This window comes from Xanthobacter autotrophicus, assembly GCF_005871085.1.
Classification (GTDB): domain Bacteria; phylum Pseudomonadota; class Alphaproteobacteria; order Rhizobiales; family Xanthobacteraceae; genus Xanthobacter; species Xanthobacter autotrophicus.
This window is the reverse complement of the sequence record NZ_VAUP01000015.1, coordinates 715,156-728,496: the sequence shown is the minus strand read 5'-3', so window position 1 is coordinate 728,496 and position 13,341 is coordinate 715,156. Positions and strand designations below refer to the sequence as shown.

Below are 13,341 nucleotides of genomic sequence, written 5' to 3'. Positions count from 1 at the left end.
GCCTTTCCGCTTCCCTCCGCCCGATGCCGGCGTGCGCTTCGCGCCCGGCTCGTTCCGGGATCTGACCCCATGTCTGTCCGCCGCCTCGCCGCCGAGCAGCCCGAGAGCTTCGACTTCACGCCGGAGCTTGAGGCCGTCGCCCAGAAGCTGATCGCGAAATATCCAGAAGGCCGGCAGGCCAGTGCCGTGGTCCCGCTCCTGTGGGAGACGCAGAAGGCCGCTGGCGGCTGGCTGCCTGAGCCGGCCATCCGCGCGGTGGCGGAGCGCCTCGGCATGGCCAACATCCGCGTGCTGGAGGTGGCGACCTTCTACACCATGTTCAACCTTGAACCGGTGGGGAAGTATTTCGTGCAGCTCTGCGGCACGACGCCCTGCATGCTGCGCGGCGCCGAGGCGATCCGGCATGTGTGCGAAAGGAAGATCGGCCACGAGCGGCACGTTTCCGCCGATGGCACCTTCTCCTGGCTTGAGGTTGAGTGCCTGGGCGCCTGCACCAATGCGCCCATGGTGCAGATCAACGACGATTACTACGAGGACTTGACGCCCGAGAACTTCGAGAAACTGCTCGATGATCTCGCCGCCGGTCGTCCTGTGAAGGTGGGCCCGCAGAATACGCGCCAGGGCTCCGAGCCAGAGGGCGGCGCGCGGGTGCTCATCGATCCTGCGCTCTATGCCTTCAAGTCCAACGTGCCCGGCTTCGCCGACGCTCCCGCCACCGAGACCCCGGACCTGCTCGCCGCGGGTCTGCCGCGCGCTGCGGCCGAGAGCCCGGTGGATCCCACGGCCGCCCTGTCTGCGGCGCAGGAGAAGGCGGCGGACGGAGCGGATACCCGCGAAAAGCGCGAGGCCGTCGCGGCCGAAGCCACCAAGCCGTCCGGCGCAGGGGAGTGACCGCCATGCTCGCCGACAAGGACCGCATCTTCACGAACCTCTACGGTCTCCATGACTTCGGCCTCAAGGGCGCCCTCGCCCGCGGCAACTGGGACGGCACCAAGGCCATCCTTGAGAAGGGCCGGGACTGGATCATCAATGAGATGAAGGCGTCGGGCCTGCGCGGCCGCGGCGGCGCAGGCTTCTCCACCGGCATGAAGTGGTCCTTCATGCCCAAGCAGTCCGATGGGCGTCCCCACTATCTGGTGGTGAACGCCGACGAATCCGAGCCCGGCACCTGCAAGGACCGGGAGATCATGCGCAACGATCCGCATACGCTGATCGAGGGCTGCCTGATCGCCTCCTTCGCGATGGGCGCGCATGCCGCCTATATCTACGTGCGCGGCGAATACATCTACGAGCGCAACCGACTGCAGGCAGCCGTCGATGAGGCCTACGAGGCCCGCCTGATCGGCAAGGACAATATCTACGGCTACCCGTTCGACCTCTACGTGCACCACGGCGCCGGCGCTTATATCTGCGGCGAAGAGACGGCGCTGCTGGAGAGTCTCGAGGGCAAGAAGGGCATGCCGCGCCTGAAGCCCCCGTTCCCGGCGAACATGGGCCTTTATGGTTGCCCGACCACGGTGAACAACGTGGAGAGCATCGCGGTTGCTCCCACGATCTTGCGGCGCGGGGCGGCCTGGTTTTCCTCCATCGGTCGGCCGAACAACGTGGGCACCAAGCTGTTCAGCCTGGCCGGCCATGTGAACACGCCCTGCGTGGTGGAAGAGGCCATGAGCATCCCGTTCCGGGAGCTGGTGGACAAGCATGGCGGCGGCGTGCGCGGGGGCTGGGACAATTTGCTTGGCATCATCCCCGGCGGCGCGTCCTGCCCGGTGATCCCGGCCGAGCAGTGCGCCGACCTGATCATGGATTTCGACGGCACCCGCGCGGTGAAGTCGTCCTTCGGCACGGCGGGCGTGCTGGTGATGGACAAGTCCACGGACATCATCAAGGCCATCGCTCGCATCTCTGCCTTCTTCAAGCACGAGAGCTGCGGCCAGTGCACGCCGTGCCGCGAGGGCACCGGCTGGATGTGGCGGGTGGTCAACCGCATGGCCGAAGGCCGCGCCCAGAAGCGCGAGATCGACATGCTGCTGGAAGTGACCACCCAGATCGAGGGCCACACCATCTGCGCGCTGGGTGATGCCGCCGCGTGGCCGGTGCAGGGCCTCATCCGTCACTATCGTCACGTGATCGAAGAGCGGATCGACCAATATGCCGCCAACCCGCATCCGGACCCGGTTGCGGTGGCGGCGGAGTGAGGTGATGAAGCAGAAGCTCGCTGTGCTGCTGATCGGCACTGGCATTGTCGCCGTGGCGGTGGCCCTCGTAGGGGGCATCGCCGCTGTCGGAAAGCTCGTGCTGCTTGTCTGCCTCGTCGCCGCATATGCCGCGCTTTCGCAGATCGCCGCGTTGCTCGGAGCGGCGACGTGGTTGTCGGCGGCGGTGATTTCGCCCGCGGTTTTCCTGCTTGTGTTCGGCTTCGTGAAGGCCTTCGTCCTGTCGGGTCCTATGAAGCCCGTGACCTACATGACGTTGACCATGATCGAAGCCGTCGGATTGCCCCTGTTTTCCGTGGTCGGTGCCTTGGCTCTGCTGAAGCTCGCACGGGCAACGAAAACTGTGCAAAGCTGACGCCGTGGCCCGTATAGCAGAGCTTTACCTCACCCTTCAGGCCGCCGATCCTGTGGCGTGGGGCATGCGCGAATTCCATTTGTGGGACCCGGACGGCAACCTGTTGCGTGCCGGCGCTCCCGTTGCAGCGCACGGCGCGGCTAAGGCGAGGTGGAAGTGATGGCGAAGATCGTCGTCGACGGCACAGAAGTCGATGTACCGGCCGAATACACGCTACTCCAGGCGTGCGAGGCGGCGGGCGTCGAGATTCCGCGCTTCTGCTTCCATGAGCGGCTGTCCATCGCCGGCAATTGCCGCATGTGCCTGGTGGAAGTGAAGGGCGGGCCGCCCAAGCCCACCGCCTCCTGCGCCATGGCGGTGAAGGACCTGCGTCCCGGCCCCAATGGCGAGCCGCCCGTGGTGCTTACCAAGAGCCCCATGGTGAAGAAGGCCCGCGAAGGGGTGATGGAGTTCCTGCTCATCAACCACCCGCTGGATTGCCCGATCTGCGACCAGGGCGGCGAGTGCGATCTGCAGGACCAGGCCATGGCCTACGGCGCGGACACCTCGCGCTTCGCCGAGAACAAGCGCGCCGTCGAGGACAAATACATCGGCCCGCTGGTGCGCACCTCCATGAACCGGTGCATCCAGTGTACCCGCTGCGTGCGCTTCTCTACGGAAGTGGCCGGCGTGCCGGACCTCGGCGCCATTGGGCGCGGTGAGGACATGGAGATCACCACCTATCTCGAGCACGCCATGCGCTCGGAGATGCAGGGCAACGTGGCGGACCTGTGCCCAGTGGGCGCCCTCACCCACAAGCCCTACCAGTTCCATGCCCGGCCGTGGGAGCTGATCAAGACCGAGTCCGTCGACGTGATGGACGCGGTGGGCTCCAACATCCGCATCGACACCCGCGGCCGTGAAGTGATGCGCATCCTTCCGCGCAACAACGACGTGGTGAACGAGGAGTGGATCTCCGATAAGTCCCGCTATGTGTGGGACGGCCTGAAGGTCCAGCGCCTCGACCGGCCCTATGTGCGCAAGGACGGCAGGCTGGTCGCCGCATCCTGGTCCGAGGCGTTCGCCGCCATCGCCGCCAAGGTGAAGGCGGCTCCGGCCACGAAGCTGGGCGCCATCGTCGGCGACCTCGCCAGCGTGGAAGAGGTGTTTGCCCTCAAGACGCTGATCGGCAAGCTGGGCTCGGCCAATATCGACTGCCGCCAGGACGGCGCGGCGCTCGATCCCGCGCTGGGCCGCGCGACCTATGTGTTCAACCCCACCATCGCTGGCATCGACGAGGCCGACGCCATCCTGCTGGTAGGCACGGATCCGCGCCACGAGGCCTCGGTCCTCAATGCGCGCATTCGCAAGCGCTGGCGGCAGGGCGGGCTCAAGCTGGGCCTCATCGGCACCAAGGTGGACCTCACCTACCCCTATGAGTATCTCGGCGCCGGCCCGGACAGCCTCTCCGATCTCGCCGGCACCGGCGCCTTCGGCGAGGTGCTGCGCAAGGCCCAGCGTCCGCTGATCATCGTTGGGCAAGGCGCTCTGGCGCGGCCGGACGGCGCCGCGGTGCTGGCGCTGGCGGCCCGCGTGGCGGTCGCCTGCGGCGCGGTCAAGGACGGCTGGAACGGCTTCGCGGTGCTCCACACCGCCGCGGCCCGTGTCGGCGCCCTTGACGTGGGCGCGGTGCCGGGCGTGGGCGGGCTGGATGTGGCGGCCATGACCGCCCCGGGCGGCCTCGATGTCGCCTTCCTCCTGGGCGCCGACGAGGTGGAGATCGCCCCCGGCGCCTTCGTGGTCTATCTCGGCACCCATGGCGACGCCGGCGCGCACCGGGCGGACGTGATCCTTCCCGGCGCGGCCTATCCGGAAAAGTCCGGCCTCTATGTGAATACGGAAGGCCGGGTGCAGTTCGCCAACCGCGCCGCTTTCCCGCCTGGTGAGGCCCGCGAGGATTGGGCCATCCTGCGTGCTCTGTCGGATGTGCTGGGCCAGACCCTGCCATTCGACAATGTGCTGGCGCTCCGGGCTCAATTGGTCGCCGCCTATCCCCACCTCGGCCATATCGACGAGGCGGTCGCGGCGGATCCGGCGGCTCTGGCCACCCTGGCCCAGGCCGGGGGTACCGTGGACAAGGCAGCGTTCGCGCTGCCCATCGACGATTTCTTCCTCACCAACCCCATCGCCCGCGCCTCCGCGGTGATGGCCGAATGCTCTGCCCTGCGCCTCGCGGCGACAGCGCAGGCTGCGGAGTGACGGGGATGGCTGCGTACGTGAACGGGACAGCTGCAAGCGGCACGGGATCGAGGACATGAACTGGCAGGATACCCTTATCCAGGTGCTGATCATCCTCGGGCAGAGTCTTGCTCTGCTCGTGGCGCTCCTGATTTTCATCGCCTTTATCCTGCTTGCCGATCGCAAGATCTGGGCGGCGGTACAGCTGCGGCGCGGCCCGAACGTGGTGGGTCCCTTCGGCCTGCTGCAGTCGTTCGCCGACCTGCTGAAGTTTGTCTTGAAGGAGCCCACCATCCCGGCGGGTGCCAACAAGGCGATCTTCCTGCTCGCCCCGCTGGTGACCTGCGTATTGGCACTCGCCGCCTGGGCGGTGGTGCCCATCGCCAAGGGCTGGGTGATCGCCGACCTGAACGTTGGCGTGCTCTATATCTTCGCAATTTCATCGCTGGGCGTGTACGGCATCATCATGGGCGGCTGGGCTTCGAACTCGAAGTACCCGTTCCTGGCGTCCCTGCGCTCCGCGGCGCAGATGGTGTCCTACGAGGTCTCCATCGGCTTCGTGATCATCACGGTGCTGATGTGCGCGGGGTCGTTGAACCTGACGCAGATCGTCGAGGCACAGAACGGCCGGTTCGGCTTCCTGAACTGGTACGTCCTGCCGCTCCTGCCCATGTTCGTGATTTTCTTCATCTCGGCCCTGGCCGAGACCAACCGCCCGCCCTTCGACCTCGTGGAAGCGGAGTCGGAGCTGGTGGCAGGCTTCATGACCGAATACGGCTCGACGCCCTACCTGCTGTTCATGCTGGGTGAGTACGTGGCCATCGTGACCATGTGCGCCATGGCGACCATCCTGTTCCTCGGCGGTTGGCTCTCGCCGCTGCCGTTCGCTCCCTTCACCTGGGTGCCGGGCCTTGTGTGGTTCGTCATCAAGGTGTGCTTCATGTTCTTCCTCTTCGCCATGGCGAAGGCCATGGTGCCGCGCTATCGCTACGATCAGCTCATGCGACTCGGCTGGAAGGTGTTCCTGCCGATCTCGCTGGTCGCCGTGGTGGTGGTTGCGAGCGTGCTGCACTTCACCGGGACGGCGCCGCGATGACCGCGCCCGCCCTTCTTCCGCACTGCCCTTCGGGAGAGCGTTCATGAAGCTCGATCAGGCCGCGCGCGGCCTCTTCCTGACGGAGCTCGTCTCCGGCTTCTTCCTCGCCATGCGCTATTTCTTCAAGCCCAAGGCGACGCTGAACTATCCCTTCGAGAAGGGGCCGCTGTCGCCGCGCTTTCGCGGCGAGCATGCGCTGCGCCGCTATCCCAACGGGGAAGAGCGCTGCATCGCCTGCAAGCTGTGCGAGGCCATCTGCCCGGCGCAGGCCATCACCATCGAGGCTGGCCCGCGCCGCAATGACGGCACCCGCCGCACCACCCGTTACGACATCGACATGGTGAAGTGCATCTATTGCGGCTTCTGCCAGGAGGCTTGCCCGGTGGATGCTATCGTCGAGGGGCCGAACTTCGAGTTCGCCGCGGAAACCCGCGAAGAGCTCTATTACGACAAGGAAAAGCTGCTCGCGAACGGCGACCGATGGGAGCGTGAGATCGCGCGCTCCATCGCCATGGATGCGCCGTATCGCTGAGCGCTTCCGGCCGGTGGCCGGAAGGCAGGAATTGATGTTGCCGGCTTTCGGCCGGCAGTGGGGGACAGCCGAGCGTCACGCGTCCTGCGCGACGACACGACAGTGGACTTTTGGGATGCGTCAAGGCAATCGACAGGCCGGCCGCCATTCGGGGCCGGACATGACCGGCGCGAGCGCGCCGCGGGGAGGGGGGCTTCGCGCATGAACGTCGCGGCAGCGTTTTTCTATCTCTTCGCCTTCGTGCTGGTGGCGTCCGCCTTCATGGTGATCTCCTCCCGCAACCCGGTGCAGTCCGTGCTGTTCCTCATCCTCGCCTTCGTGAACGCGGCGGGGCTCTTCATCCTGATCGGTGCGGAGTTCCTCGCGCTGATCCTGGTGGTGGTCTATGTGGGCGCGGTGGCGGTGCTCTTCCTCTTCGTGGTGATGATGCTCGACGTGGACTTCGTGGAGCTGCGCCAGGGCTTCCTGCAATATCTGCCGGTGGGCCTCGTGGTCGGCCTCATTTTCCTCGCCGAGCTTGTGCTCGTCGTCGGCGCTTGGGTGACGGGGCCGGGCGTCGCGTCCGCGGTTGCCTCGGCGCCGCCGTCCGCCGGTGACGTGGGCAACGTCCAGGCCATCGGGCGGGTGCTCTACACCGACTACATCTACTTCTTCCAGGCGGCAGGCTTTGTTCTCCTGGTCGCCATGATCGGCGCCATCGTGCTCACCCTCCGCCACAAGGTGAACGTGAAGCGTCAGAATATCTCGGCGCAGGTCGCGCGTACCGCCAAGACCGCCATGGACGTGGTCAAGGTGCGCCCCGGCCAGGGCCTTTGAGGGAGATGGGCATGGTCATCGGTCTCTCCCACTATCTGACGGTCGCGGCGATCCTGTTCACGCTGGGGACGCTGGGCATCTTCCTCAACCGGAAGAATGTGATCGTGATCCTCATGTCGGTGGAGCTGATCCTCCTCGCCGTGAATATCAATCTGGTGTCGTTCTCGGCATTTCTCGGGAACCTGACGGGCCAGATCTTCGCGCTGCTCGTCCTCACCGTCGCGGCGGCCGAGGCGGCCATCGGCCTCGCCATCCTCGTGGTGTTCTACCGCAACCGCGGTTCGATCGCCGTCGAGGACATCAACGCCATGAAGGGCTGAGGCCATGTATCAGGCGATCGTATTCTTCCCGCTCCTCGGCTTCCTCATCGCCGGCTTTTTCGGCCGCACCATCGGTGCGCGGGCGAGCGAGGTTGTGACCACCTCGCTGCTCTTCATTGCCTGTTTCCTGGCCTGGATCGCATTCTTCAGCGTCGGCTTCGGCGACCATGACACGCGCGTCCACGTGATGCAGTGGATCCATGTGGGCGACCTCAAGGTCGACTGGGCCTTCCGGGTCGACACCATGACCGTGATCATGCTGATCGTGGTCACAACGGTGTCGTCCCTCGTGCACCTGTACTCCATCGGCTACATGCACGAGGACCCCAGCCGTCCGCGCTTCTTCGCCTACCTGTCCCTGTTCACCTTCGCCATGCTGATGCTGGTGACGGCGGATAACCTGCTCCAGCTGTTCTTCGGTTGGGAGGGCGTGGGCCTTGCCTCCTACCTGCTCATCGGTTTCTGGTACGAGAAGCCGTCGGCGAACGCTGCGGCCATGAAGGCCTTCGTGGTCAACCGCGTGGGCGACTTCGGCTTCATGCTGGGCATCTTCGCCATCTTCGTGATGACCGGCTCCATCGCCTTTGAAGAGGTGTTCGCGGCCGCCCCGTCGCTGGCCGGCAAGACCATCCCCTTCCTCGGCCACCATTGGGACGCGCCCACGGTCATCGCCCTGCTGCTGTTCGTGGGCGCCATGGGCAAGTCGGCGCAGTTTCTGCTGCACACCTGGCTGCCGGACGCCATGGAGGGCCCGACCCCGGTGTCCGCCCTCATCCACGCCGCCACCATGGTGACGGCCGGCGTGTTCATGGTGGCGCGCATGTCGCCCATCTTCGAGCTGTCGCAGACCGCGCTCAACGTGGTGATGCTGATCGGCGCCACCACCGCCATGTTCGCGGCCACGGTGGCCCTTGTACAGAACGACATCAAGAAGGTGATCGCCTATTCCACCTGTTCCCAACTCGGCTACATGTTCGTGGCCATGGGAGCAGGGGCCTATTCCATCGGCGTGTTCCACTTGGTAACGCACGCCTGCTTCAAGGCCCTTCTGTTCCTCTGCGCCGGCTCGGTCATCAACGCGATGCACCATGAGCAGGACATGCGGAACATGGGCGGGCTCGCCAAGAAGATCCCCTTCACCTACGTCATGATGCTGATCGGGACCCTGGCCATCACCGGCTTCCCCTTCCTTGCGGGCTATTACTCCAAGGATGCCATCATCGAATCCGCGTGGGCCTCGAAGAATTATTTCGCCCTCTACGGCTGGGTCATGACCGTGGCGGCGGCGGCGCTGACCTCCTTCTACTCCTGGCGCCTGATCTTCCTGACCTTTCATGGCCACCCGCACGATCACCACCATTATGAGGCGGCCCATGAATCGCCCAAGGTGATGACCATTCCGCTGGGCGTGCTGGGCGTCGGTTCGGTGATCGCGGGCTTTGCGCTCTACAATGTGTTCGTGGGCGAAGGCGTGCACGACTTCTTCCGCCACTCCATCTTCATGGGTGCGGAGAACCACATCCTCCACGAGATCCACGAGATCCCGCTGTGGGCGAAATACCTGCCGACGCTGATGATGGTGCTCGGCTTCGTGATCGCCTACTGGTTCTACATCGTTGACCGGACGGTCCCGGCGGCGCTCGCCAAGTCCCAGGACGCGCTCTACCAGTTCCTGCTCAACAAGTGGTACTTCGACGAGCTGTACGACCGCATTTTCGTGAAGCCGGCGCTCTGGATTGGCCGGCTGCTGTGGAAGCGCGGTGACGGCACCATCATCGACGGCTTCGGCCCCAACGGCGTGTCGGCGCGCGTGCTCGACGTCACACGCGGGGTGGTTCGGCTCCAGACCGGCTACCTCTACCACTACGCCTTCGTGATGCTGATTGGCGTCGCGGCTTTCATCACCTGGTTCATGTTCGCCGGAGTGTGACGATGACCGACTGGCCCATCCTCTCCGTCGTCACCTTCCTGCCGCTTGTCGGCGCGCTCTTCATCCTGGTGGTGCGGGGCGACGACGAGGTCTCCGCGCGCAATGCCCGCTGGGTGGCGCTGTGGACGACCCTTGTGACCTTCGTGGTGTCGCTGCTGCTTTTGCCCGGCTTCGATCCCGCCGCGCCCGGCTTCCAGTTCGTGGAGAAGAAGGCGTGGCTCGGCGATCTCGCCGCCTACCATATGGGTGTGGATGGCATCTCGCTGCCCTTCGTCATCCTCACCACCTTCCTCATGCCCTTCTGCATCCTCGCCTCCTGGGAGAGCGTGCATAAGCGGGTGAAGGAATACATGATCGCGTTCCTGGTGCTCGAGACACTGATGATCGGCACCTTCTCGGCCCTGGATCTCGTCCTCTTCTACTTCTTCTTCGAGGGCGGCCTCATTCCGATGTTCCTCATCATCGGCGTCTGGGGTGGTCAGCGGCGCGTCTACGCGGCGTTCAAGTTCTTCCTCTACACCCTGGCCGGCTCGGTGCTCATGATGCTCGCCATCATGGCCATGTACTGGCAGTCCGGCACCACCGACGTGCCGACCCTGCTCGCGCATGGCTTCCCGTCGGGCATGCAGATCTGGCTGTGGCTCGCCTTCTTCGCCTCCTTCGCGGTGAAGATGCCCATGTGGCCGGTGCACACGTGGCTGCCCGACGCCCACGTGGAAGCGCCCACCGCGGGCTCCGTCATCCTTGCGGGCGTGATGTTGAAGATGGGCGGCTACGGCTTCCTGCGCTACTCCCTGCCCATGTTCCCCGAGGCGAGCCACTATTTCGCTCCGCTGGTGTTCACCCTGTCCGTGGTGGCCATCATCTATACGTCGCTGGTGGCCCTCGTTCAGGAGGACATCAAGAAGCTGATCGCCTATTCGTCCATCGCCCACATGGGCTTCGTGACCATGGGCATCTTCGCCATGAACGAGCAGGGCCTGCAGGGCGCCATGTTCCTCATGATCTCCCACGGCTTCGTGTCGGCGGCGCTGTTCCTGTGCGTGGGTGTCATCTATGACCGCCTGCATACCCGCGAGATCGCGGCCTACGGCGGGCTTGTGCACCGCATGCCGCTCTACGCCACGGTGCTCATGGTTTTCACCATGGCCAACGTGGGCCTGCCGGGCACCTCGGGCTTCATTGGCGAGTTCCTGACCATGCTCGCCGCCTTCGAGCGCAACACCTGGGTGGCCTTTTTCGCGGCAACCGGCGTGATCCTCTCGGCCGGCTATGCCCTGTGGCTCTATCTCCGCGTGGTCTTCGGACCGCTCGAGAAGGAGAAGCTGAAGACCATGATGGATCTTTCTCCCCGTGAGATGGTGATCATGGTGCCTCTGGTGATCCTGACCGTGCTGTTCGGCATCTGGCCTGCGCCCATTCTCAATATGACATCCCATGCGGTGAACGCGGTCGTCGCGCGTACCGATTCTGTGGCGGGTGCGGTGAAGACCGCCCTGCTGCTGAGCTTTTAATTCTCGAGGTCGGCTCAATGACGCAGCTCCTGCCACCCATCGGCGCGGTCCTGCCCGAACTGGTGCTTGCCATCTCGGCGATCGTGCTGATCCTGATCGGCGCGGTCCGCGGGGAGGGGTCGGCGAACCTCGTCACCGGTCTTGCCATCGCCGTGCTCGCGGCGGTCGGCGTGCTGGTGCTGCTTCAGCCAGCCGTCGAGGTCACCGCCTTCAACGGCTCCCTCGTGGTGGATGCCTACAGCCGCTTCATGAAGCTCCTGGCGGTGCTCGGTGCGGTGGTCTCGCTGATCATGGCCGTGGACTGGCAGGCGCGGGAGAAGCAGGCCAAGTTCGAATATGCCGTGCTGGTCGTCATCGCCACCCTCGGCATGTGCATGCTGATTTCGGCGGGTGACCTGATCGCGCTCTATCTCGGCCTCGAGCTCATGAGCCTGTCGCTCTATGTGGTGGCGGCGATCAACCGCGACTCGATCCGCTCCACCGAGGCTGGCCTGAAGTATTTCGTTCTCGGCGCCCTGTCGTCGGGCATGCTGCTCTATGGCGCCTCGTTCATCTATGGCTTCACCGGCTCGGTGAACTTCCTGCAGATCGCCGCCGTGGCCAAGGAGCCCAGCTTCGGGCTCATCTTCGGCATCGTGTTCCTGCTGGCCGGCCTGTGCTTCAAGGTTTCGGCGGTGCCGTTCCACATGTGGACGCCGGATGTGTATGAAGGTGCGCCGACCCCGGTCACGGCCTTCTTCGCCTCGGCTCCTAAGGTGGCGGCCATGGCCATCTTCGTGCGTGTCGTCATCGAGGCATTCCCTCACGTCACCCACCAGTGGCAGCAGATCGTGGCCTTCGTCTCGCTGGCCTCCATGGTGCTCGGCGCCTTCGCCGCCATCGGCCAGCGCAACATCAAGCGACTGCTGGCTTATTCCTCCATCGGGCACATGGGTTTCGCGCTGGTGGGCCTGGCAGCTGGCACGCCCGAGGGCGTGCGCGGCGTGCTGCTGTATATGAGCATCTATGTGGTGATGACCCTGGGTACCTTCGCCTGCGTGCTCACCATGCGTCGCAAGGGCCAGGCGGTGGAGACCATCGAGGACCTGTCCGGCCTTGCCCGCCGCAACCCGGTGATGGCGCTGGCGCTCGGTGCGCTCATGTTCTCCCTGGCCGGCATCCCGCCGCTCGCGGGCTTCCTCGCCAAATATTATGTGTTCGTCGCGGCGATCCAGGCGGGCCTCTACGGCCTGGCGGTGGTGGGCGTGCTTGCCTCGGTGGTCGGCGCGTTCTATTACCTGCGGGTCGTCAAGATCATGTATTTTGACGAGCCGGTGGACGACTTCGACCCCATGCCTACGGAGCTGAAGGCGGTGCTGGCGGTGAGCGGGCTTTTCACCATCTTCTATTTCGTCTATCCCGCTCCCCTTATCGAGGCGGCGGGTGCCGCTGCCCGTTCGCTCTTCTGATCGATGGCTCATTACGAATTCCAGGGTTCCACGGTTCCCATCGTCCGCTTCACCCAGATCGGCTCCACAAACGCTGAGGGGATGGCGCGCCTTGCCCGGAGCGAGACCTTTCCGGTCTGGCTGGTGGCCGACATCCAGACCTCCGGCCGTGGCCGGAGGGGGCGTCCGTGGACGTCGGAGCTTGGCAATTTGTTTGCCAGCCTGGTGCTGCCCAATCCCGCGCCGGTAGCCAATCTGGCGCAGCTCTGCTTCGTGGCTGGCCTCGCCCTGCGTGATGCGGTGCTCGCCGCTGCGCCGCAGATCCGGCCGGACGCGCTCAAGCTCAAATGGCCTAACGACCTGCTGCTGGACGGCGGAAAGGTTGCTGGTATCCTGGTGGAGGGCGGCAGCGACCCCTCGGGGCGGCCCGCTGCGGTGATTGGCTTCGGTGTCAACTGCCTCCACCACCCCGACGATCTCCCCTATCGCGCCACCAGCCTTGAGGCATCCGGCGCTCCGACGGCGCCTGATCGGCTGCTGGAGGCACTCGACCTTGCCATGGCGGTGCGGCTCAACCAGTGGAACGCCGGCGCGGGCTTTCCCGCCATCCGCACGGACTGGATGCGCTACGCGCTCGGCATGGGCGACCAGGTGAGCGTCAAGATCGGCGAGCGCGAGGTGGTGGGCCGCTTCGAGAACATCGATACCCGTGGGGCCATGATGCTGCGTCGCAAGGATGGCATCGCCGAAATCATCACCGCCGGAGATGTTTCGCTCGGCAAGTCGGATTGAGCGGCGCCGACTTCGTGCGGCCCCTTGCGTTGCGGCGCTTGCATTGCGGGCCGTGGCCCGCTTCATTGGGTTCGATCCTGATTGCCCGCCCCTGGCTCGAGCGGACCACGTCCGCCAGCCTCCTGA

Annotated in this window: 12 protein-coding genes; all 12 read left to right on the top strand. The window is 65.2% G+C overall.

Going from position 1 to position 13,341, the window contains the following annotated elements; translation table 11 throughout:
* Window positions 1–69: 69 nt before the first annotated feature.
* The 12 genes from nuoE to FBQ73_RS08090 all read left to right on the top strand — a co-directional run bounded on the left by nuoE (window position 70) and on the right by FBQ73_RS08090 (window position 13,215).
* Entirely contained in the window at window positions 70–891 is an 822-nt protein-coding gene (gene nuoE, locus FBQ73_RS08145) for an NADH-quinone oxidoreductase subunit NuoE (protein WP_138398948.1), read from the top strand.
* Window positions 892–896: 5 nt separating this feature from the next.
* The gene (gene nuoF / locus FBQ73_RS08140; RefSeq protein WP_138398947.1) at window positions 897–2,198 is read left to right on the top strand and encodes an NADH-quinone oxidoreductase subunit NuoF; all 1,302 of its coding nucleotides are present in this window, start codon (window positions 897–899) and stop codon (window positions 2,196–2,198) included.
* Window positions 2,199–2,202: 4 nt separating this feature from the next.
* Window positions 2,203–2,571, top strand: coding sequence for a hypothetical protein (locus FBQ73_RS08135; RefSeq protein WP_138398946.1), 369 nt, complete (start codon window positions 2,203–2,205; stop codon window positions 2,569–2,571).
* A 159-nt stretch (window positions 2,572–2,730) separates the two neighbouring features.
* Entirely contained in the window at window positions 2,731–4,809 is a 2,079-nt protein-coding gene (gene nuoG, locus FBQ73_RS08130; RefSeq protein ID WP_138398945.1) for an NADH-quinone oxidoreductase subunit NuoG, read from the top strand.
* 55 nt (window positions 4,810–4,864) lie between these two features.
* The gene (gene nuoH, locus FBQ73_RS08125) at window positions 4,865–5,884 is read left to right on the top strand and encodes an NADH-quinone oxidoreductase subunit NuoH (RefSeq protein ID WP_138398944.1); all 1,020 of its coding nucleotides are present in this window, start codon (window positions 4,865–4,867) and stop codon (window positions 5,882–5,884) included.
* Window positions 5,885–5,927: 43 nt separating this feature from the next.
* Window positions 5,928–6,416: an NADH-quinone oxidoreductase subunit NuoI gene (nuoI, locus tag FBQ73_RS08120; protein WP_012116595.1), complete on the top strand. Its 489-nt coding sequence runs from the start codon at window positions 5,928–5,930 to the stop codon at window positions 6,414–6,416.
* 201 nt (window positions 6,417–6,617) lie between these two features.
* Window positions 6,618–7,232: an NADH-quinone oxidoreductase subunit J gene (locus FBQ73_RS08115; RefSeq protein WP_138398943.1), complete on the top strand. Its 615-nt coding sequence runs from the start codon at window positions 6,618–6,620 to the stop codon at window positions 7,230–7,232.
* Window positions 7,233–7,243: 11 nt separating this feature from the next.
* Window positions 7,244–7,552 (top strand): NADH-quinone oxidoreductase subunit NuoK, encoded by a 309-nt coding sequence (gene nuoK / locus FBQ73_RS08110; protein ID WP_138398942.1) that lies wholly within the window; start codon window positions 7,244–7,246, stop codon window positions 7,550–7,552.
* 4 nt (window positions 7,553–7,556) lie between these two features.
* Window positions 7,557–9,482 (top strand): NADH-quinone oxidoreductase subunit L, encoded by a 1,926-nt coding sequence (gene nuoL / locus FBQ73_RS08105; protein ID WP_138398941.1) that lies wholly within the window; start codon window positions 7,557–7,559, stop codon window positions 9,480–9,482.
* A gap of 2 nt (window positions 9,483–9,484) precedes the next feature.
* Entirely contained in the window at window positions 9,485–10,996 is a 1,512-nt protein-coding gene (locus FBQ73_RS08100; protein WP_138398940.1) for an NADH-quinone oxidoreductase subunit M, read from the top strand.
* A 17-nt stretch (window positions 10,997–11,013) separates the two neighbouring features.
* A complete protein-coding gene (gene nuoN, locus FBQ73_RS08095) occupies window positions 11,014–12,444 on the top strand; it encodes an NADH-quinone oxidoreductase subunit NuoN (RefSeq protein ID WP_138398939.1) in 1,431 nt (476 codons plus the stop codon).
* Window positions 12,445–12,447: 3 nt separating this feature from the next.
* Window positions 12,448–13,215, top strand: a complete 768-nt coding sequence (locus tag FBQ73_RS08090) for a biotin--[acetyl-CoA-carboxylase] ligase (protein WP_138398938.1) — start codon at window positions 12,448–12,450, stop codon at window positions 13,213–13,215.
* The last annotated feature ends 126 nt before the right edge of the window (window positions 13,216–13,341 follow it).

Bases quoted from the DNA above. Each gene is read 5' to 3' on its own strand.
- nuoN (WP_138398939.1), top strand. From the start codon at position 11,014: ATGACGCAGCTCCTGCCACCCATCGGCGCGGTCCTGCCCGAACTGGTG.
- FBQ73_RS08135 (WP_138398946.1), top strand. From the start codon at position 2,203: ATGAAGCAGAAGCTCGCTGTGCTGCTGATCGGCACTGGCATTGTCGCC.
- FBQ73_RS08100 (WP_138398940.1), top strand. From the start codon at position 9,485: ATGACCGACTGGCCCATCCTCTCCGTCGTCACCTTCCTGCCGCTTGTC.
- nuoG (WP_138398945.1), top strand. From the start codon at position 2,731: ATGGCGAAGATCGTCGTCGACGGCACAGAAGTCGATGTACCGGCCGAA.
- FBQ73_RS08115 (WP_138398943.1), top strand. From the start codon at position 6,618: ATGAACGTCGCGGCAGCGTTTTTCTATCTCTTCGCCTTCGTGCTGGTG.
- nuoI (WP_012116595.1), top strand. From the start codon at position 5,928: ATGAAGCTCGATCAGGCCGCGCGCGGCCTCTTCCTGACGGAGCTCGTC.
- nuoF (WP_138398947.1), top strand. From the start codon at position 897: ATGCTCGCCGACAAGGACCGCATCTTCACGAACCTCTACGGTCTCCAT.
- nuoE (WP_138398948.1), top strand. From the start codon at position 70: ATGTCTGTCCGCCGCCTCGCCGCCGAGCAGCCCGAGAGCTTCGACTTC.
- nuoH (WP_138398944.1), top strand. From the start codon at position 4,865: ATGAACTGGCAGGATACCCTTATCCAGGTGCTGATCATCCTCGGGCAG.
- nuoL (WP_138398941.1), top strand. From the start codon at position 7,557: ATGTATCAGGCGATCGTATTCTTCCCGCTCCTCGGCTTCCTCATCGCC.
- FBQ73_RS08090 (WP_138398938.1), top strand. From the start codon at position 12,448: ATGGCTCATTACGAATTCCAGGGTTCCACGGTTCCCATCGTCCGCTTC.
- nuoK (WP_138398942.1), top strand. From the start codon at position 7,244: ATGGTCATCGGTCTCTCCCACTATCTGACGGTCGCGGCGATCCTGTTC.